This is a genomic window from Pseudonocardia sp. GCM10023141, assembly GCF_042653605.1.
Genome location: NZ_JBHSIR010000030.1, coordinates 251,900 through 268,974 on the forward strand (window position 1 = coordinate 251,900; position 17,075 = coordinate 268,974).

General features: G+C 73.6%; 17 protein-coding genes and 1 pseudogene. 6 read left to right on the forward strand and 12 right to left on the reverse strand.

The genetic code is table 11. From position 1 onward, the window contains the following. Positions 1–25: 25 nt before the first annotated feature. The 6 genes and pseudogenes from ACFPFQ_RS18985 to ACFPFQ_RS19010 all read right to left on the reverse strand — a co-directional run. Positions 26–712, reverse strand: a complete 687-nt coding sequence (locus ACFPFQ_RS18985; protein WP_379620558.1) for a hypothetical protein — start codon at positions 710–712, stop codon at positions 26–28. 45 nt (positions 713–757) lie between these two features. Next, complete coding sequence (locus ACFPFQ_RS18990; RefSeq protein ID WP_379620560.1) at positions 758–1,498, reverse strand: arginase family protein; 741 nt, start codon at positions 1,496–1,498, stop codon at positions 758–760. 387 nt (positions 1,499–1,885) lie between these two features. Then, complete coding sequence (locus ACFPFQ_RS18995; RefSeq protein ID WP_379620562.1) at positions 1,886–3,031, reverse strand: MFS transporter; 1,146 nt, start codon at positions 3,029–3,031, stop codon at positions 1,886–1,888. A gap of 5 nt (positions 3,032–3,036) precedes the next feature. Next, entirely contained in the window at positions 3,037–3,915 is an 879-nt protein-coding gene (locus ACFPFQ_RS19000; RefSeq protein WP_379620564.1) for a spermidine synthase, read from the reverse strand. Further along, positions 3,912–4,292 carry an adenosylmethionine decarboxylase gene (gene speD / locus ACFPFQ_RS19005; RefSeq protein WP_379620755.1) on the reverse strand — a complete coding sequence of 127 codons (381 nt, stop codon included), beginning with the start codon at positions 4,290–4,292 and terminating at the stop codon, positions 3,912–3,914. Before speD ends, ACFPFQ_RS19000 begins: the two co-directional genes overlap by 4 nt. Continuing rightward, positions 4,290–5,441: pseudogene (locus tag ACFPFQ_RS19010) on the reverse strand (type III PLP-dependent enzyme); the annotation flags it as partial. The pseudogene ACFPFQ_RS19010 and the gene speD, both read right to left, overlap by 3 nt. A gap of 146 nt (positions 5,442–5,587) precedes the next feature. On the opposite strand from ACFPFQ_RS19010, the gene ACFPFQ_RS19015 reads away from it, so the two are divergent. Next, the gene (locus tag ACFPFQ_RS19015) at positions 5,588–6,844 is read left to right on the forward strand and encodes an MFS transporter (protein WP_379620566.1); all 1,257 of its coding nucleotides are present in this window, start codon (positions 5,588–5,590) and stop codon (positions 6,842–6,844) included. A 2-nt stretch (positions 6,845–6,846) separates the two neighbouring features. Here ACFPFQ_RS19015 and ACFPFQ_RS19020 read toward each other — a convergent pair whose 3' ends face one another. From ACFPFQ_RS19020 to ACFPFQ_RS19030, 3 genes are all read right to left on the reverse strand, one after another. Continuing rightward, positions 6,847–7,323: a DUF3291 domain-containing protein gene (locus ACFPFQ_RS19020; RefSeq protein WP_379620568.1), complete on the reverse strand. Its 477-nt coding sequence runs from the start codon at positions 7,321–7,323 to the stop codon at positions 6,847–6,849. Positions 7,324–7,374: 51 nt separating this feature from the next. Next, positions 7,375–7,506, reverse strand: a complete 132-nt coding sequence (locus ACFPFQ_RS19025) for a hypothetical protein (protein WP_379620570.1) — start codon at positions 7,504–7,506, stop codon at positions 7,375–7,377. Positions 7,507–7,863: 357 nt separating this feature from the next. Next, on the reverse strand, positions 7,864–9,159 hold the full coding sequence (locus ACFPFQ_RS19030; protein WP_379620572.1) for a CoA transferase: 1,296 nt from the start codon (positions 9,157–9,159) through the stop codon (positions 7,864–7,866). 33 nt (positions 9,160–9,192) lie between these two features. Here ACFPFQ_RS19030 and ACFPFQ_RS19035 point away from each other — a divergent pair, with 33 nt between their 5' ends. After that, entirely contained in the window at positions 9,193–9,387 is a 195-nt protein-coding gene (locus tag ACFPFQ_RS19035; protein WP_379620574.1) for a DUF3046 domain-containing protein, read from the forward strand. Here the strand turns inward: ACFPFQ_RS19035 and ACFPFQ_RS19040 are convergent. Both ACFPFQ_RS19040 and ACFPFQ_RS19045 read right to left on the reverse strand, forming a co-directional pair. After that, complete coding sequence (locus tag ACFPFQ_RS19040) at positions 9,360–10,637, reverse strand: MFS transporter (protein WP_379620576.1); 1,278 nt, start codon at positions 10,635–10,637, stop codon at positions 9,360–9,362. The two genes, ACFPFQ_RS19035 and ACFPFQ_RS19040, sit on opposite strands and share 28 nt — an antisense overlap. After that, entirely contained in the window at positions 10,637–11,212 is a 576-nt protein-coding gene (locus tag ACFPFQ_RS19045; protein ID WP_379620578.1) for an ArsR/SmtB family transcription factor, read from the reverse strand. The genes ACFPFQ_RS19040 and ACFPFQ_RS19045 overlap by 1 nt, the downstream gene beginning before the upstream one ends. A 251-nt stretch (positions 11,213–11,463) precedes the next feature. On the opposite strand from ACFPFQ_RS19045, the gene recA reads away from it, so the two are divergent. Both recA and ACFPFQ_RS19055 read left to right on the forward strand, forming a co-directional pair. After that, entirely contained in the window at positions 11,464–12,507 is a 1,044-nt protein-coding gene (gene recA / locus ACFPFQ_RS19050) for a recombinase RecA (RefSeq protein ID WP_379620580.1), read from the forward strand. Positions 12,508–12,509: 2 nt separating this feature from the next. Then, positions 12,510–13,589, forward strand: coding sequence for a regulatory protein RecX (locus ACFPFQ_RS19055; RefSeq protein WP_379620582.1), 1,080 nt, complete (start codon positions 12,510–12,512; stop codon positions 13,587–13,589). A gap of 23 nt (positions 13,590–13,612) precedes the next feature. Here ACFPFQ_RS19055 and ACFPFQ_RS19060 read toward each other — a convergent pair whose 3' ends face one another. Beyond that, positions 13,613–15,100: an alpha/beta fold hydrolase gene (locus ACFPFQ_RS19060; protein ID WP_379620584.1), complete on the reverse strand. Its 1,488-nt coding sequence runs from the start codon at positions 15,098–15,100 to the stop codon at positions 13,613–13,615. A gap of 131 nt (positions 15,101–15,231) precedes the next feature. On the opposite strand from ACFPFQ_RS19060, the gene ACFPFQ_RS19065 reads away from it, so the two are divergent. After that, complete coding sequence (locus tag ACFPFQ_RS19065) at positions 15,232–16,407, forward strand: sensor histidine kinase (RefSeq protein WP_379620586.1); 1,176 nt, start codon at positions 15,232–15,234, stop codon at positions 16,405–16,407. Continuing rightward, positions 16,404–17,066, forward strand: a complete 663-nt coding sequence (locus ACFPFQ_RS19070; RefSeq protein WP_379620588.1) for a response regulator — start codon at positions 16,404–16,406, stop codon at positions 17,064–17,066. The genes ACFPFQ_RS19065 and ACFPFQ_RS19070 overlap by 4 nt, the downstream gene beginning before the upstream one ends. Positions 17,067–17,075: the final 9 nt, after the last annotated feature.

The following is a 17,075-nucleotide window of genomic DNA, read 5'->3' on the forward strand; positions in this document are numbered from 1 at the left end:
TGCGCCGGGGCACCGACAAGTTCCGTCAGCGCTGCAGTTTCGCGGTGAGGGCGGTGCACATCCAGTCCGTCGAACCGGCCCAGAGCACCGTGTAGAACTGGCCGTCGACGGCGCTCTCCTCGGCCCGGTAGCCCGCGCACGGCTGGATCGAGGGCTGCGCCGGGGCGCCCCGTGGCTGCGTGGGCGGGGCGTCGAATCCCAACAGGCTCTCGAGGTAGCACTGCAGCGCGTCGATGGCGGCGCCCGAGGTGCCCCGCACCACCGCGACCATGCCGACCGAGTACACCCACTTCGGCTGGTGGTAGATGCCGATGGCCAGCCGGTCGTTCTCGTAGCCGCACTTGACGACGTCGTTGATCGTGGCGAGGTTCCCGGCGATCCGCTCGATCCGGTCGACGTACGCGGGCATCTTCGCGCGCCAGTTCGGCGGCACGATCCCGAGTGCCTCGGCGGCGAGGCCGACGGGGTCGAAGCAGGGGTTGGCCTTGACCGCGATGTCGGTCCGCGCCGTCGCCCGGTCGAACGTGGGCAGCCGGGACCCGGCCCGGCCGGTGGCAGCGGAGCATCCCGGCGGCGTGACCTTCGCGACGGAGGTCGACACGGCCGGGGTGCCGCCGCCCCCGGACGTTGCGGCCACGCGTGGGTCGTCGCACCCCGCCAGCACGACCCCGACGATCACGACAAGTGCGGCAAGACGTCCCCGGACCCCCATGGCAGCAGCGTGCTGGCGAGGGCCGATCGGCACACGCGTAGTCGGCTACTCGCTCGTCGCGAGCTCGCCGACGAGCGCGGCCACCACCTGCTCGGCGCCGCTGCCGACCTTCCAGGTGCACGCGATGCCGATCGCGGCCACCGATCCGGCGGCCACCACACCCCGCACCGCCTCGGCGACCGTGCCGAGGCGGGGCCCGCCCGGCACCGGGAACAGCAGGCCTGGCAGGTCCTGCGGGTCGATCACGTCGCAGTCGAGGTGCAGGTAGAGCGGCCCGGCCGGCACCGGGATCGCGCCGACGGCGACGTGCTTGATCGCCGACGCCGCGAGGTAGTCGGCCTCCGGCGGGTCGAGGTCGCGCCCGTCGACGAGGACGATGTCCTCCTGCGCGACGGGCTGCAGCCCGATGCGCTCCGCCACGGTGCGGTCGGCGCCGCCGGCGAGCTGCCGGATCGGGAACCCGCCGAGGTAGCCCGACGCCGACGTCTCGGGGGACTGCACGTCGCCGTGGGCGTCGAACCAGACCAGCGACGGGGCGCTCCCGGCACGCTGCAGCCCGGCGACCACCCCGAGCGAGGTGGTGCAGTCACCCGACACCACGATCGGGACGCGCCCGGCCCCGGCCTCCTCCGCGACGGCGGCCGCGACCTGCTCGTAGAGCTCCGCCATGCGCTCCCACGGGGTGCCGGCCGGGAGATCGGGGGTGAGCGTCCGGTCGGCTGTGACCGGGAGCGCGAGGTCGGCGAGGTGCTCGTCGAGGTGGAAGGGCACGGCGATGACGGTCATCGGCGCATCCTGCCCCGGGGTGGCGGCGCAACGCAGCCCGGTTAAGCGTGCGCCCGCGCTGGCCCCGTTGCGGTTGATCACCGCGTTCGCCGCCGAGCGCGCACTGGCTCATGATCCAGCCGGAACCTGTGCGCGTTGATCACTCGCCCGGCGCGAGGCAGGCTCTCCGCATTGCAGGAGGGCCACCTTGCCGCAAGATTCTTGCGGCAAGGCCACTGCCACCTTCCTGCAACGGGGCCGGCGCGGGGCGCTGGGTGCGTTCCGGTTGGGTCTCCGCCAGCGGGAGGCCGTCGCGTGGGGAGGCTCAGGAAAGCCACTTTCCCGCAACGACATTGCAGGAAAGTGGCTTTCCTGCAACGCGAGTTCCCGGCGCGCCGGCCGGGCGCGTCAGGGGTTGCGGGTGCCGATGTTCACCAGCACGAAGGCCGCCATGACCGCGGCCAGCGCGATCATCAGCCCGTCCGGTCCGACCGCATCGATCGCGACGCTGCCGAGCAGCGGCCCGAGCAGGCTCCCGACGGCCCACACCACGCTCAGCCCCGCGTTGACCTCGAGGAGTTGCTGCCCGGCGTAGCGGTTCCCCGCGGCGACGAGCGCGAGCGTCTCGATGCTGCCTGCGGCGGCCCCGAGCAGCACGAGTGCGGGCCAACCCAGCGCCTGCGCCGCGATCAGAACCGGCAGGAGCGCGGCGATCAGCACCACCGTGACGCCGCAACCGGTGTGGACGCGGGACCGACCCCAGCGGTCGGCGAGCCAGCCGATCGGGACCTGCAGCGCGGCGTCGCCCGCGAGGATCGCGCTGATCATCAGCGTCGCCGCGGGCTCGGAGTGCCCGTGTGCCATGCCGTAGAGCGGGAACAGCGCCAGCACCGCTGAGTCGAAGAACGCGAACGCGACGACGGCCGCCACCACGGCAGGCGCCCGGCGCAGGTGCCGCACGAACCCCCAGCCGGTGGCCGGGCCGGTCAGGACCGGTCCACCGGGTGTGCGTCCGAGCAGGCCGATCCCGATCAGGTGGGCCGCGACGGCCATCGCGACCGGAGCGGGGCCCTCGGAGCCCAGCAGCGCGATCAGTCCCGGACCGGCGAGCTGGCAGCCGGTGAACGCGGTGGCGTAGGTGGCCACCATGCGCCCGCGCAACCGGTCGGGGGTGGCCTGGTTGATCCACGTCTCGCCGAGCACGAACAGCGCCGCGGTGCAGGCCCCGCTGATCAGGCGCAGCGCCGGCCACGCCCACAGCGCGGGCGCGCCGGCCAGCGGGACCGTCACGAGCGCCGACCCGGCCACGGCCAGCAGCAGCACCCGCCGCGGTGGGATCCGGCGCGCGAATGCACCGACGAACGGCGCACCGAGCAGGAGCCCGACGGCGGGCAGCGCCGCCATCAGCCCGATCACGGCCGTGTCGACGCCCGTGGCCGCCAGCTTGAGCGACACCAGCGGCACCGTGGCACCGGTGCCGAGCCCGGCGACGGCCACCGTGGCGATGGCACCCACGATCTCCCGCCGGACCTCGCGGCCGAGCCCGGCGGTCATGGCCGCTACCCGTGCCGCACGCTGAACGGCGGCACCGAACAGCCGGTGAGCGCCGCGGCGTCGATCGAGACCGGGCGGTAGCCGCAGGCGTCCAGCCGCGAGATCATCAGCGCCGTCGGGTCGGCCACGACGTCGGCGCGGCCGAACAGGTAGGCCCACTCGTGCTCGTCGCAGCCGTAGTAGGCCGTGGTGTCGAACGTCTCGGTGAACCGGCGCCACGACGTCCGCAGCGTGTCGTTGCGCCAGAGCGTCGGGCAGCCCGCCTGCGTGACCACGACACCGCCGGGCGTCAGAGCCGCGCGGCACATCCGCAGGAACTCGGTGCCGTAGAGCCGGTTGTGCTGGGCGTCGACGTCCGCGCGCTCGTCGGGCAGGTCGACGAGCACGATGTCGTACCGGTCCCGGGTCTCGGCGACGAACCGGTAGCCGTCGGCGTAGTGGACGCGGATCGGCCCGTCGCCCTGCTCCGCGCGGTCCAGCTCGGCGGGGGCGTAGCCGTAGGGGAGGTGCTCGGCGCACAGCCGCACGGCCTGCTCGTCGATGTCGACGTGGTCCACCCGCGACGCACCCGCGGCCACGGCCTGCTGGCAGACCACGCCCTCGCTGGACCCGACGACGAGCACCGCGTCGACCCGGTCGGCCAGCAGGAGCGCCGGCACCATCAGCGCCTCGTGGTAGACGAGCTGGCTGAGCTCGGTGCTCTGCCGGTCGTCGTCGCAGAACAGCGCGACGCCCTGCGCGGTGCGGGCGATCACGACGTGCTGGAACGCGGTGTCACCCTCCCAGAGCACCTCCTCGAGCTCCCAGACCCGGGTCAGGCCCGGCCCCATCGGCTCGTGGATGCGTGTCGTCGTCTGGGTCGTCGTTGTTGGGGTGCTGGTCATGAGAGCTCCTTGCCGCGGTGGACGGTGCGGGTGTGCACGTCGGGGGCGTGCAGCGCCGCCGCGAGCAGCCGGACGGCGAGCTCGGGCTCGGCGCGCTGCCCGCAGGTGAAGACGTCGACGAACGCCGAGCCGCATTCCGGATAGGTGTGCAGCGACGCGTGCGACTCCGACAGCAGCGCGATCACCGTGACGCCCTGCGGATCGAACTGACGCGAGCTGACCTCGAGCACGGTGGCGCCGGCCTGCTCCAGCGCGGCGACGAGCGTGTCGCGCAGGCGCGGTTCGTCGTCGAGGAGCGCGGGGTCGACGCCGGTGAGCTCGGCCAGGACGTGTTGTCCTGCGAAGGATCCGACCGGGAGCGGATCGGCGAGCGGGATGCAGTAGGTCTGCAGCGGCGGGAAGCCGTTGAACGCCACCGAGGCGTAGCTGGCCGTGTAGGCGCCCGCGCTGTGGATGTCGACGTGATCGCCGGCCCGCAGGTCCAGTGGCAGCCGGTAGTCGGTGTGCTGGTAGATCACGTCGTCGCCGTCGCAGGTGGGCCCGGCCAGGCACACCGGGCCGGTCGGGCCGTCGCGACCGGGCGTGGTGAGCCGGTAGGCGATGTACTCGTTCTCGGTCTCGGCGAGGCCGTTGTAGCGCCCGGCGTCGAGGTAGACCCACCTGTGCTCGTCGGTGTCGGACTTGCGCGCCACCAGCACCACCTCGCTGCGCAGCAGGCCCGCATCGGCGACGAGGAACCGTCCCGGTTCCATCAGCAGCCGGGGCCGGGGGAGCCCGGCGTCGTCGAAGTGCCGCAGCAGCGACGCGTCGATCACCGCGACGTAGTCGCTCAGGGGCGGGGCCTGCTGCCGGTAGCTGCCGGGCAACCCACCGCCGATGTCGAGCACCGGCAGCGCGACGCCGCCCGCCGCGAGCTTCGCGGTGATCCCGGCGGCGAACGCGATCCCGACCTCCCACGCCGCCGGGTCGAGCTGCTGCGAGCCGACGTGGAACGACACCCCGGCCGGGTGCAGTCCCAGCTCGGTGGCGCGGGTGAGCAGGTCGACGGCCATCTCGGGGGAGCAACCGAACTTGGTGCCGAACGGCGTCAGCGAACCGGTGTCGCGCAGGACGATCCGGCAGAGCACCGACGCTCCCGGCGCGTGCTGGGCCAGGTGCTCGACGTCGGCCAGGCTGTCGGTGGTGAACAGGCGCACACCGAGTGCGTGCGCCGCGGCGATGTCGGAGCGCTTCTTGATCGTGTTTCCGTAGGAGAGCCGGTCGGGACGCGCCCCCTCCTCGAGGCACAGCCGGATCTCGGCCACGCTCGCCACGTCGAAGCTCGCGCCGAGCCCCACCAGCAACCGCACGACCTCCCGTTCCGGGTTGGCCTTCACCGCGTAGCACAGCTGCGTGCCGGGAACGGCCGCCGTGAGCTGCGCGAAGCGTTCGCGAACGGTGTGCAGATCGATCACCAGGCACGGCGTCGGTGGAGCGTGCCGGTCGAGGTACGCGCGGAGGCGCGAGGTGCCCTCGGGTGTGCTCATGCGCCGCTCCTGGTCGTCCGGTTGCACCCATGGTCGTCACCGACCGCATCCACCTGTCCTCATCCGGAGCAGGAGGTGCGGCCCGGTGATACATACCGGGACGGATTCGGCTGGAGTCCGGCGGGCCGGGCGTGCAGGATCAGGAGGTGAAGAGCCCCACCGCACCACCCGACCTCGTCGCCGTCCAACGCCGGGTGGTCGCCGTGCTCGCCGGGGCGCAGATGCTCGGCGGGATCGGGGTCTCCACCGCCATCGCGGTGAGCACGCTGCTCGCGTCGCGGCTGTCGGGCTCGGAGACGATCGGCGGGATCTCCCAGACCGGGCTCGTGCTCGGGGCGGCGGTCGCAGCGTTCGTCATCGCCAGGATCGCGTCGCGGGCGGGGCGGCGACCCGCGCTGGTCTTCGGCTACGGCGCCGGGATGTTCGGGGCAGTCGGGGCCACAGTGGCGGTCGCGTCCGAGAGCGCGTCGTGGTTGATCGTCACGCTGGTGTTCGTCGGGTCGGCCACGGCGGCGGGTCTCGCGGGCCGCTACGCCGCCACCGACCTCGCCCGGCCGGAGCGACGGGCGCGGGCGCTGGCGCTCGTCGTCTGGGCCTCCACGGTGGGCGCGGTGGCCGGGCCGAACCTGGCGCAGCCCGTGCAGAACCTCGCGGGCCGGCTCGGACTGCCGCCCACCACCGGCCCGTTCCTGTTGTGCGCAACCGCCTTCGCGATCGCGACGGTGCTGGCGTGGGTCGGGCTGCGTCCCGACCCACTGGTGCTGGCCAGGGCGGAGGCCGACGTCGACCCGGGCGAGCCCGTGCGCGGCGCCGACGTGCGTGCGGCGCTGCGCGCGTCCCCGGCAGCGCTGCTGGGTCTGGGCGGAGTGGCGATCAGCCACCTGCTGATGGTGGGCCTGATGTCGATGACGCCGGTGCACATGGACCACGGCGGTGCCACGCTCGCCGTCGTCGGGCTCGTGATCAGCCTGCACGTCGCGGGCATGTACGCGCTCAGCCCGGTGTTCGGGTGGCTCGCCGACCGCGTCGGCCGCACCCGCGTGCTCGCGCTGAGCGGCGCGTTGCTGCTGAGCGCGGGTGTGGTGTGCTCGCTGGCAGGCCCGACGGACACGGCGCTGCTGAGCGTCGGGCTGATCCTGCTCGGGCTCGGCTGGTCGGCCGGGCTCGTCGCCGGTTCCGCGCTGCTGTCGGAGTCGGTGCCGCTGCGCGTGCGGGCCGGGGCACAGGGCCTGTCGGACGTGGCCATGAACGTCAGCGGCGCGCTCGGCAGCATCGCCGCCGGGGTGGTGGTGTCGGGCGCGTCCTACGCGGTGCTCGGCGTCGTCGCGGCGGCGATCGTGGTGCCCTACCTGCTCACGGCGGGCACCTTCGCGGTGAGACGGCCGGTCTCCACGGCCGTCTGACGTCAGACCCCGCACATCCAGTCGCCGGTGGCCGCAGCCGCGACGTCGCCGTCGAACGGCCTGCGGAACGTGAACGCGTACGGGGTGGGTCCGTGTTCGCGCAGGTGCGCGAGCCGGTCCTCGGCCTCGGCAACCGTAGGGAAGTGGCCCTCCGGCACCCACCACAGCACCTGGAAGGCCTCCCGCATCGGCACGAACCACTCGCGCCGCCGCACCATGATCGCGCGGTGCAAGCCGTTGTAGACGTAGTCGCCGAGCGCCTCGATCGACGTCCAGACGCTCATGTTGACCAGCAGCCGATCGTCGCCGAACGCGCGGACGGCGGTGGCGTCACCGTCCTCGGTCTGCAGCCGCCAGACGAAACCCGGTGCGGCGTCGGCCTCGGCGTTGACGGATTCCAGCCCGGCGACGAAGCCGGCGAGCTCGGGCTCGGTGACGGGGGCGATGGGCAGGCCGATGTTCAGCTGGGCGAGGTGCACCCTCCCGACGCTAACGGCGGCCGGCAGGCGCACAAGCAGATTTCCGGCCGCTCAGTGCTTGCGGTTGTGCCACCACCAGCGCAACAGCAACACCAGCGACGTCAGCAGCGCGGCCAGCACGACCAGCTGCCCCGTCAGCGACGAGAAGCCGGTGGGGTCCTGGGCGACGAGAACGGACATCACGCCCATGACGCTACGCGTGGCGGCGCTACCCATCCGCATTGCAGGACGTCCGTCATGGCCTGCGGCCGCCATGAGCGTCGGCGCCGGCGGGTGCGGTTGGGGAGGGTGCCCGGCATTACGGCGCCCTCGCCGGGCGGGCAGATCAGCAGGAGGGCACGACAGCCACCGGCGTGCGCGAGCCGCGCTGCAGGGCCCGGCGCGGGGCTGTGAGGTGCGGTTGGGGTGATCAACGCCTACTGGTTCGGTGTTGACCATGACCCAGTGGGCGTTGATCTTCCTGCAACCACGTTGCGCCAGCTGGTGGCTCACCACGAGCGGGGCGGTGGCGGGCTCGACCGCAGCATCTCAACCAGGTCCCTACCCGCTGCCGCCCCACTCCGCCACCGCCGCGCCGAACGCCGGAGCCGGTGCCGGCCAGCTCAACGCCCTGCCGTCGATCGTGCCCGGCGGTCGGACGAGTGTGAGGCGGCCGTCGGGCGCGTCGAGGTCCTGTAGGTAGGGCGCCGGATCGACCTCGTCGACGTCGACCGGTGCGACGCGGGGGAGTGACTGCATCCACCCGGCCGTCGCGATCAGGGCGAGCCGGTAGTGGTGCGTGCCGCCGTCGCGGCGCTGGCGGGCCAGCCCCAGCAGCGCGGCCGCGGCCGCGAGGTAGCCGGTGGCGTGGTCGAGCACCTGCGCGGGCAGCGCGCCCGGCGCGGCGGCCGAGCCCTCGGTGAGCGCGATGCCGCAGGCGGCCTGCACCAGGCTGTCGAACCCGCGCCGGGCACCCCAGCTCCCGCGGTGCCCCCATGCCGAAAGCGTGACCACCACCAGCCCGGGATGCCGTTCGGCAAGCATCTCGGGGGCGAGGCCGAACCGGTCGAGCGCTCCGGGCCGGTAGCCCGTGACGACCACGTCGGCCCCGGCCAGCAGCGCGTCCAGGGCGGCGGGGTCGGCAGCGACGTCGAGCAGCGCGCTGCGCTTGCCCGGCAGCGTGTCCCAGCCCTGCGCGGCCAGCTCCGGGCGCTGCGGTGCGTCGAGGCGCAGCACGTCGGCGCCGTGCGCGGCCAGGGTGCGGGTGGCGACCGGGCCGGCGATCACGCGCGTCAGGTCGAGCACCCGGGGCCGCCGGACGTCTCGCGCGGGCGCCTCGCCGACCACCCGGTGCTCGACGAGCGGTGGTGGGTCGCCCGCCGTCGCCCGCCACTGCTGCTCGGTGCGCACGGCAGCGGCCACCCCACCGGCCGCGTGCACCGCCGTCTCCAGTTCGACGGCGCCGCGCTCGGCGATGGCGGCAGGCGCGTCCTGTTCCCGGCTGCAGCCCAGCGCACTCAGCGCCGCGGCGCGGTGCCAGTCGTAGTTGGCGTGCAGCCGGATCCAGCCGTCGGCCGTGCGGTGGAACGCCGAGAGCGGCGCGAAGGCACTGCCGGGGGACCGGCCGTCCCGGCGCAGGTAGCGCTCGCTGCGCAGCGCCACGGCGGCCGCGCCGGTGTCGATGGCGACGGGAGCGTCGGTCGCGGCCAGCAGGCTCGCCCCGATGACGGCCGTCCCGACGTCGGTGACGGGGAACGCGGAGCGCAGCGTCGGGGAGGACCCGGTGACGGTGAGCCGGGACAGCGCTGCCGGGTCGCCGCCGAGGGCGTCCCACACGGCGCGAAGGAGGTCGGGCACACCTGCAGCGTGCCACTCACTACCCTGGATGGGGTGCGCATGACCTACTTCCGCGAGCTGATGGAGACGGAGTTCGGCGGCGTCCGGGCCGCCTCCATCGCGCGTGACCACGTCCTGTCCCAGCTCGGAGGGCGCACGGTGGAGCAGGCGCTGGCCGCCGGTTTCGACGCCAAGGACGTGTGGATCGCCGTCTGCGACGCCTACGATGTCCCGCCGGCCCGCCGCTGAGCAGCCGGCTCGAGCCGATCGGCCCGCGCGCTCATCAGGTAGAGCGGGGCGGCCGCCGCGGTCACCGCGGCCCCCACCGCGAACGCCACCACCATCCCGCTGGACTCGGCGAGCAACCCGGCCGTCGCGGACGCGACCAGCCCGCCGACGCGGAACACCAGCGAGTTGATCGAGAGGACGGTGGCGCGGTCGCCGTCGCGGACCTGGCGGTGCACCAGCACCGCGTGGGCCGGGTTCGCCGCACCGTGCACCAGGTAGAAGGCGAGGTAGGCCACGGCGACGCCCGGCACGCCGCCGCCGATCCCGATGCCGAGCACGGCGATCCCCTGCAGGACGCGCATCGCGGCGGCGGCTGCGGTGGTGCTGCACCCCGTCCACCGCAGCACAGCGGGCAGCAGCGCCGATCCCAGCGCGCCCGCCACCCAGCCCGCCGCCGACAGACCGCCGAAGACGGCCGTGTCCGTCGTCGATCCCAGCAGCTGCGCCGTGCGGGGCTGCCACAGCAGCTCGACGACCATCAACCCGACGCCCCAGAACAGCTCGACGGCCACGAGCAGGCGCAACGGCCGCCGCGTCCAGCCCAGCCGCACCGCGTCGCGCACCACCCGTGGGGTGTCACACACTGCCGAGACGGCAGCGCCGAGATCGACGCGCGGGCGTCCCTCGCGCATCAGCACGAGCACCGCGACGACGTTCACCGCCTCGAAACCGAGCGACACGGCGACCGCGGGCGTCAGCGGGTCGGCCACCGGCAGCAGCCCGGCCGCGCCGGTGAGCAGCGCCCCCGCCGCCACGGCCACGTAGACCACGGTGTTGGCCCGCGCCAGATCCCGCGCGAGGTCGCGGCCCGGGTCGCTCGCGAGTGCCGCGTCGACGTACCAGGCCTCCAGCGGGCCGGAGTCCAGCGCCCGGAACACGCCCTGCAGCATCATCGCCACCACGAAGCCGGCCAGCCCGTTGGCAAACAGCAGGACGGCCACGCTCACTGTGCTCACCGCGGCCGCGCCGGCCAGCACCGGACGCCTGCCGACGGCGTCGGCGAGCCCGCCCGCCGGCAGCTCCAGCACGATCACCACGGCCGCCTGCAGCGCCATGGCCAGTCCGATCTCGGCCAGCGTCAGCCCGCGGGAGCCGGCGAAGAGCACGAGTATCGGGATGAGCATGCCGGTCGGGAGCCAGCGCAGGGCGCTCAGCGCGTAGTACGCGCGGCGGGTCGCGGCGGCGGTGCCGTAGGCCGTCGCCGGGCTCATCACAGGGTCGGCTCGTGCTGGGGGAACGCGCGGAAGAAGACGGCCACGTGCTCGCCTTCGGGGTCCTCCTGCCCGATCCAGCGCTGCAGCACGCCCTCCATCTCCGCGTTGAGCTGCTCGAGCTGGTCGACGCGCAGCCGCAGCAGGACGTCGGACGAGGCCGCGGCGTCCTGCCAGCGGGGGGTCCACGACGCCCACTCGGCGTCCCACTGGTGCACGGCCCGCTGCTCGTAGTCGGCCTGGAAGCGGCGCAGGAACGCGGTGGCCGCCGCAGCGGCGGAGTCGTCCTCCCACGGTGCGTCGACCCACTCGGTGGTGCGGTGCGCCGCCCGCCACCAGCGCTCGCGGGTGGAGCCGCGCCCGGACTCCTCCTCGACGAAGCCGTGCCGCTCGAGCTGGCGCAGGTGGTAGCTGGTGGCGCCGCTGCTCTCACCGAGCCGGCGGCCCAGCGCGCTGGCGGTGGCGGGGCCGAGCGCGCGCAGCGTCGCGAGTATCCGGACGCGCAACGGGTGGGCGAGCGCCTTGAGGCTCTCGGCGTCGAGGCGCTTGGCGCCGGTGGGTGGGTGGTCGGCCATGTGCCGACGGTAGAGACGCAAAGGTTTCTTTGCAAGAGAATCTTTGCAAAGATGTGTTGGCACCCGTTCGGCGCGGGAGCCTAGCCGATGGGCGTGTCGATTCGAGGCTCGAACAGGTGTTCGCTACGCTGCTGTCCACAACGCGGGTCGGCCATCCACAGTTTCGAGAGCCGCCCGCAAACCGTCGGTGGTGACCCCTACCGTCGACGCCAGCACGTGAATCAACCCGAGCACTTGAGGTGGAGACGGCGATGGCTACCACACCCGACCGCGAGAAGGCGCTGGAACTCGCCCTCGCCCAGATCGAGAAGAACCACGGCAAGGGCTCGGTGATGCGCCTCGGCGATGACACCCGCCCCCCGATCGGGATCATCCCCACCGGCTCGATCGCGCTCGATGTCGCGCTCGGGGTGGGCGGCCTGCCCCGCGGCCGTGTCGTGGAGATCTACGGACCGGAGTCCAGCGGTAAGACCACGGTGGCGCTGCACGCGGTCGCCAACGCGCAGGCAGCGGGCGGCATCGCGGCGTTCATCGACGCGGAGCACGCGCTCGACCCCGAGTACGCCAAGGCGCTCGGTGTCGACACCGACAACCTGCTGGTGTCGCAGCCCGACACGGGTGAGCAGGCGCTCGAGATCGCCGACATGCTGATCCGCTCCGGCGCGCTCGACATCATCGTCATCGACTCGGTGGCGGCGCTCGTGCCCCGCGCCGAGATCGAGGGCGAGATGGGCGACAGCCACGTCGGCCTGCAGGCCCGGCTCATGAGCCAGGCGCTGCGCAAGATCACCGGTGCCCTCAGCAACTCCGGCACCACCATGATCTTCATCAACCAGCTGCGCGAGAAGATCGGCGTGATGTTCGGCTCGCCGGAGACCACCACGGGTGGCAAGGCACTCAAGTTCTACGCGTCGGTCCGGCTCGACATCCGGCGCATCGAGACGCTCAAGGACGGCACCGACATGGTCGGCAACCGCACCCGCGTCAAGGTCGTCAAGAACAAGGTCGCGCCGCCGTTCAAGCAGGCCGAGTTCGACATCCTCTACGGCCACGGCATCAGCCGGGAGGGCTCGCTGGTCGATGTGGGTGTCGAGCAGGGCATCGTCCGCAAGTCCGGTGCCTGGTACACCTACGAGGGCGATCAGCTGGGCCAGGGCAAGGAGAACGCCCGCAAGTTCCTGCGCGAGAACCCCGATGTCGCCGACGAGATCGAGAAGCGGATCAAGGAGAAGCTCGGTATCGGCGCCGTCCTCGACGCGCAGGCCGAGCCGCTGCCCGCTCCGGTCGACTTCTGAGCGTGGTTGCCCGGGGCGACGGGGGCGGTCCGGAGTCCGAACCGGAATCGGGGCCGGCCCCGGTCGCCCGCTACGAGAGCATCGGATCCGACGCGGCGGAGCAGGCACCCGTCGCCCGCTTCGACGCGATCGTCGACGACGAGGCCGCACCGGTCGCGGAGCTGGGCCACATCGGTACGGCGGCGGCTGAGCCGGCCGCACCGGTGGCCGGGCTGGTCGGTCTCGGCACCTCGCGCCCGGAGCTGCCGCGGGTGATGCGGCTCAGCGAGCTCACCGCACCGGGTCCCACCCGGCGCGGTCGCGGCGATCCGCCGCACCGCTCGTCGGCCGAGCGCCCACCTCCGGCTCCCGGCACCATCACCGCACCCCTCCCACCGCGCAAGCGACGGTCCCGACGCACAGCCGAGAGCGCGCCGGGGCCCGGGTTCGGGCCGGGTCCCGACGAGGTGCTGGGCGATCCCGAGGAGGCCGTCCCCGAGGAGGCCGTCCCTGCGAAGGACACAGGTACGGGCACTGGCAAGCGCCGCCGGGGCTGGGGCGAGCCGGTGGCGCTCGCACCCGGGGTCGATCCGGTGGCGGCGGCCAAGGAGATCTGCCTGCGGCTGCTCAGCGACCGGGCGCGCACCCGTCAGGAGCTGGGGCAGGCGCTGCGCCGCAAGGGCATCCCGGACGAGGCGGCAGCTACCGTCCTGGAGCGGTTCGACGAGGTCGGCCTCATCGACGACGCCGCGTTCGCGGGCCAGTGGGTGCGCTCCCGCCACAACTACAAGGGGCTGGCGCGCCGCGCCATCGCCATGGAGCTGCGCCGCAAGGGCGTCGACGACGAGGTGGCGGGGGAGGCGCTCGCCGAGGTCGACGCCGATTCCGAGGAGAAGCGCGCCGAGGAACTGGTGGCACGCAAGATCCGCTCGATGAACGTCTCCACGCCCGAGCAGAAGGCCAGCGCCCTCCGCAGGCTGGTCGGCATGCTCGCCCGCAAGGGCTACAGCGGCAGCACGTCCTATCGTGTGGTCAAGCAGGCGCTGGCCAACCACGGCGTCGAGCTCGACGAGTTCGGCGAGGCGGAGCCCGGCGACGACTGACCGGTCCCCTCCCCGCACCGCGATCACCCGGCCGGCATCCGGTCGGGAATCGCCTTGATCATCTCGCCGGGGCAGCGGGTGCCGGCGGCCGGCAGCGTCCCGTCGACCAGGTAGGCCAGCACGTGGCCGTTGAGGCAGGTGTTGCCGTGCAGCACGAAGGCGGCGTGACCGTCGCCGTGCCACAGCGCCCGCGCCCCGGGCAGCTGCCGTGCCACGCGGGCCGCTCCGGGGTTCGCCGTGTTGTTGTCCAGCTCGCCGATCCCCACGAGCACGGGTGGGAGGCCGGGTGCGGTGAGCGGGTGCGGCGGGTAGGCGGGCCGGCCGGGGATCCCGACGCACCTGCCGAGCTCGATCCGGCCCTCGATCCAGCCGAAGCGGGGTGCCACGGCCTTGAGGCGCGCCTCGATGCCCTGGAACTGCTGGTAGGTCGGTGTCTGCGGCATGAAGTCGTGGCACAGCGTCGTCCCGAGCATGTTGCCCTGCTCCTCGGGCTGCTGGCCGGGTGACATGGCAAGGAACATCCCCGCATCGCCGTCGCGCGCCTTCGCCATGGCCTCGGCCAGCCGCGGCCACAGGGGCGGCGACATCCCGAACCAGGCTCCGGCGAACAGCTCCTGCACACTCACGGTCCGACCCGCTCCGGCGCTCGGCGCGGGCAAGGGGTGCGCGCCGGCACGGGCCACCAGCTGATCCCAGACCTGCGCGGCGTCGGTGTCGTGCAGCCAGCAGCCGGCCCGTTCCCGGCACCAGTCGCGGAACCGGATCAGCTGCTGCTCCTGGGTCACGGCGTAGTTGCGCAGCCAGTCCTCCAGCCAGGGCTGGGTGTGATCGGCCACGCCGTCGAGGTACATCCGCTCGACCCGGTCCGGGAACAGCTCCGCGTAGGCCTGCCCGAACGTCGTGCCGTAGGAGTTGCCGATGTAGCGGAGCTTCCGCTCGCCCAGCGCCGCGCGCAGCGCGTCGAGATCGTGGGCGGCCTGCCACGACGTGAGGCCGTCGAAGAGCGCCCCGGCGGCCTGGCGGCAACCCGCGTCGTAGGCGGCGTTGGCCGCCGCGTGCGCCTGCCAGCCGGCCTCGTCGACGGCCTTGACCAGGCCGTCGACCGGCGGTTGCGGTCCGGTGCACGGCACCAGGGTGTTGTTGTCGGCGCGGCCGAGGCCACGCATGTCCATCACCACCACGTCGAAGGACGCGGCGAGGTCGTCGACGACCGGCATGCGCGGATGCAGGGTCGAGGTGCTGACGCCGCTGCCCCAATTGACCACGACGGTGCCCACCCGGTGGGCCGGATCCGTGGCCGTGACCCGGCCGAGATTCACCGTCGTGGTCGGTCCGGCCGGGCGCCGCCAGTCCACCGGCACGGTGAGGGTGGCGCACTGGGCACCGTCCCCGCAGTCCGACCAGGCGATCAACGGTGGGGCCTGCGGGGGAGCGTCGGGCACGGGCAGGGAACCGGAGACGGCGAGCACGGCGAGGCCCGCCACGGTGGCGGCGCGGATCGAGGTCAGCATGATCCCAGCGTCGAGTGCGGGCGCCTCCGGATCATCACGCCGGCGCACGCACCTGCGGCCGACGCGTCATCCCGCAGGGTGTCATCCCGGAGCATGACGCCGGCGCGCGCCGGAATCGCTACGGTCGTCCGGTGTCCGGTGCCCTGCCTCAGCCATGGCACATCCGGCTGCACACCCGCCACTGGATCGCGATCGACGTCGTCGTCGCGCTCGGGTCACTGGTGTTCGTCGGCGCCACGGCGCAGCCCGGACCGCCGGTACTGGCCGGGTATGCCCTGGTCGGCGCCGCGACGGTGCCGATCGCGGTGCGCCGGCGGTGGCCACTGCCGGCGTTCGGTGCCGTGCTGGCGGCCGACGCGGCCGGGGTGCTGACGGGCGTCACCGACGGGCCGTTGCCAACGGTGGCGGTCGTGGTCTACACCGTCGCGTCGCTGCAGCGGCGACCCGTCGCGATCGGCGCGCTCGTGGTCGCGGTGCTGGTCGACGCGGTGCTGGCCTTCCCGGTGCCCGGCCTGCCGGGCACCGGCGCGGCCGGTGGCGTGGCGGTGCCGTTCGCGGCGCTCACCGTCGCCGCGTGGTGCCTCGGGATCACCGCGCGCTCACAGCGGGAGTACACGCGGGCCCGACTGGCCGAGGCGGCCGACCGGGTGGCCGCCCAGGAACGCCTGCGCATCGCGCGCGAGCTGCACGACGTGGTCGCCAACGGGATGAGCCTGGTCGCGCTGCAGGCCGGCGTCGCGGGCTACGTCCTCGACAGCCGGCCGGAGGAGGCCCGCCGGGCGCTGACCTCGATCGAGGAGACCAGCCGCGCCAGCCTCGACGAGCTGCGACGGATGCTGCCGGTGCTGCGCGGCGCCCCCGGACCGGATGCCGTCGCCCCCGGACCGGATGCCGTCGCCATGGACACGGCACCCGGGCTGGCCGATCTGGCCGTGCTGGTGGAGCGCAGCGGGAGGGCCGGTCTCGCGGTGACGCTCGACGTGCGTGGCGTTGCGCAGCGGGTGCCGACGGGGTTGGGGCTCTCGGCCTACCGCATCGTGCAGGAGGCGCTGACGAACGTCGTCAGGCACGCCGGGGCCACCACGGTCACCGTCGAGGTGGAGCACGGCCGCAGCGCGCTCACCGTCTCGGTCACCGATGACGGGCGCGGCAGCGGCCGCGCCGACGCACCCGGCGGGCACGGGCTGCTCGGCATGCGGGAGCGCGTGGCGGTCTACGGCGGCACGCTGGTCGCCGGCCCGGTCGAGCCGCCGCGCCAGGGCTTCCGGGTCCGGGCCGTGCTCCCGCTGCAGCGGGGTGACGGGTGAGCGTGCGGGTGGTCGTCGCCGACGACCAGGCGCTCGTGCGCGGCAGCTTCCGCGTGCTGCTGCAGACCACGTCCGACCTGGTGGTGGTGGGCGAGGCGGCCGACGGCCGGGAGGCCGTGCGGCTCGCGACGCAACTGCGGCCCGACGTCGTGCTGATGGACGTCCAGATGCCGGGGATGAACGGCATCGACGCCACCGCGCGCATCACGGCTTCCCCCGAGCTCGCCGCAACGCGCGTGTTGATCCTGACCACCTACGACCTCGACGAGTACGTCTACGCCGGGCTGCGCGCCGGTGCCAGCGGCTTCCTGCTCAAGGACGCCCCGCCCGCCGACCTGATGGCGGGGATCCGGGTGGTGGCGGCCGGGGAGGCCCTGCTGGCGCCGAGCGTCACGCGGCGGCTGATCCGCGAGTTCACCGCGCGCCCGGCGCCGCCGCAGCCGCCCGTACTCCACGGCATCACGACCCGGGAGGCGGAGGTGCTCGTGCTCGTGGCGCGCGGGCTGTCCAACACCGAGATCGCCGAGGAGCTGACGATCTCGCTCAACACGGCCAAGACCCACGTCGGCAGGCTGCTCACCAAGCTGGACGCCCGCGACCGCGCCCAGCTGGTGATCGCCGCCTACGAGGCCGGAGTGGTCAGTCCGAGCAGCCGGTAGTCACTCAGC

Bases quoted from the DNA above. Each gene is read 5' to 3' on its own strand.
- ACFPFQ_RS19045 (WP_379620578.1), bottom strand. From the start codon at position 11,212: ATGGCCGACCACCCACCCACCGGCGCCAAGCGCCTCGACGCCGAGAGC.
- ACFPFQ_RS18985 (WP_379620558.1), bottom strand. From the start codon at position 712: ATGGGGGTCCGGGGACGTCTTGCCGCACTTGTCGTGATCGTCGGGGTC.
- ACFPFQ_RS18990 (WP_379620560.1), bottom strand. From the start codon at position 1,498: ATGACCGTCATCGCCGTGCCCTTCCACCTCGACGAGCACCTCGCCGAC.
- ACFPFQ_RS19060 (WP_379620584.1), bottom strand. From the start codon at position 15,100: ATGCTGACCTCGATCCGCGCCGCCACCGTGGCGGGCCTCGCCGTGCTC.
- ACFPFQ_RS19000 (WP_379620564.1), bottom strand. From the start codon at position 3,915: ATGACCAGCACCCCAACAACGACGACCCAGACGACGACACGCATCCAC.
- ACFPFQ_RS18995 (WP_379620562.1), bottom strand. From the start codon at position 3,031: ATGACCGCCGGGCTCGGCCGCGAGGTCCGGCGGGAGATCGTGGGTGCC.
- recA (WP_379620580.1), top strand. From the start codon at position 11,464: ATGGCTACCACACCCGACCGCGAGAAGGCGCTGGAACTCGCCCTCGCC.
- ACFPFQ_RS19040 (WP_379620576.1), bottom strand. From the start codon at position 10,637: ATGAGCCCGGCGACGGCCTACGGCACCGCCGCCGCGACCCGCCGCGCG.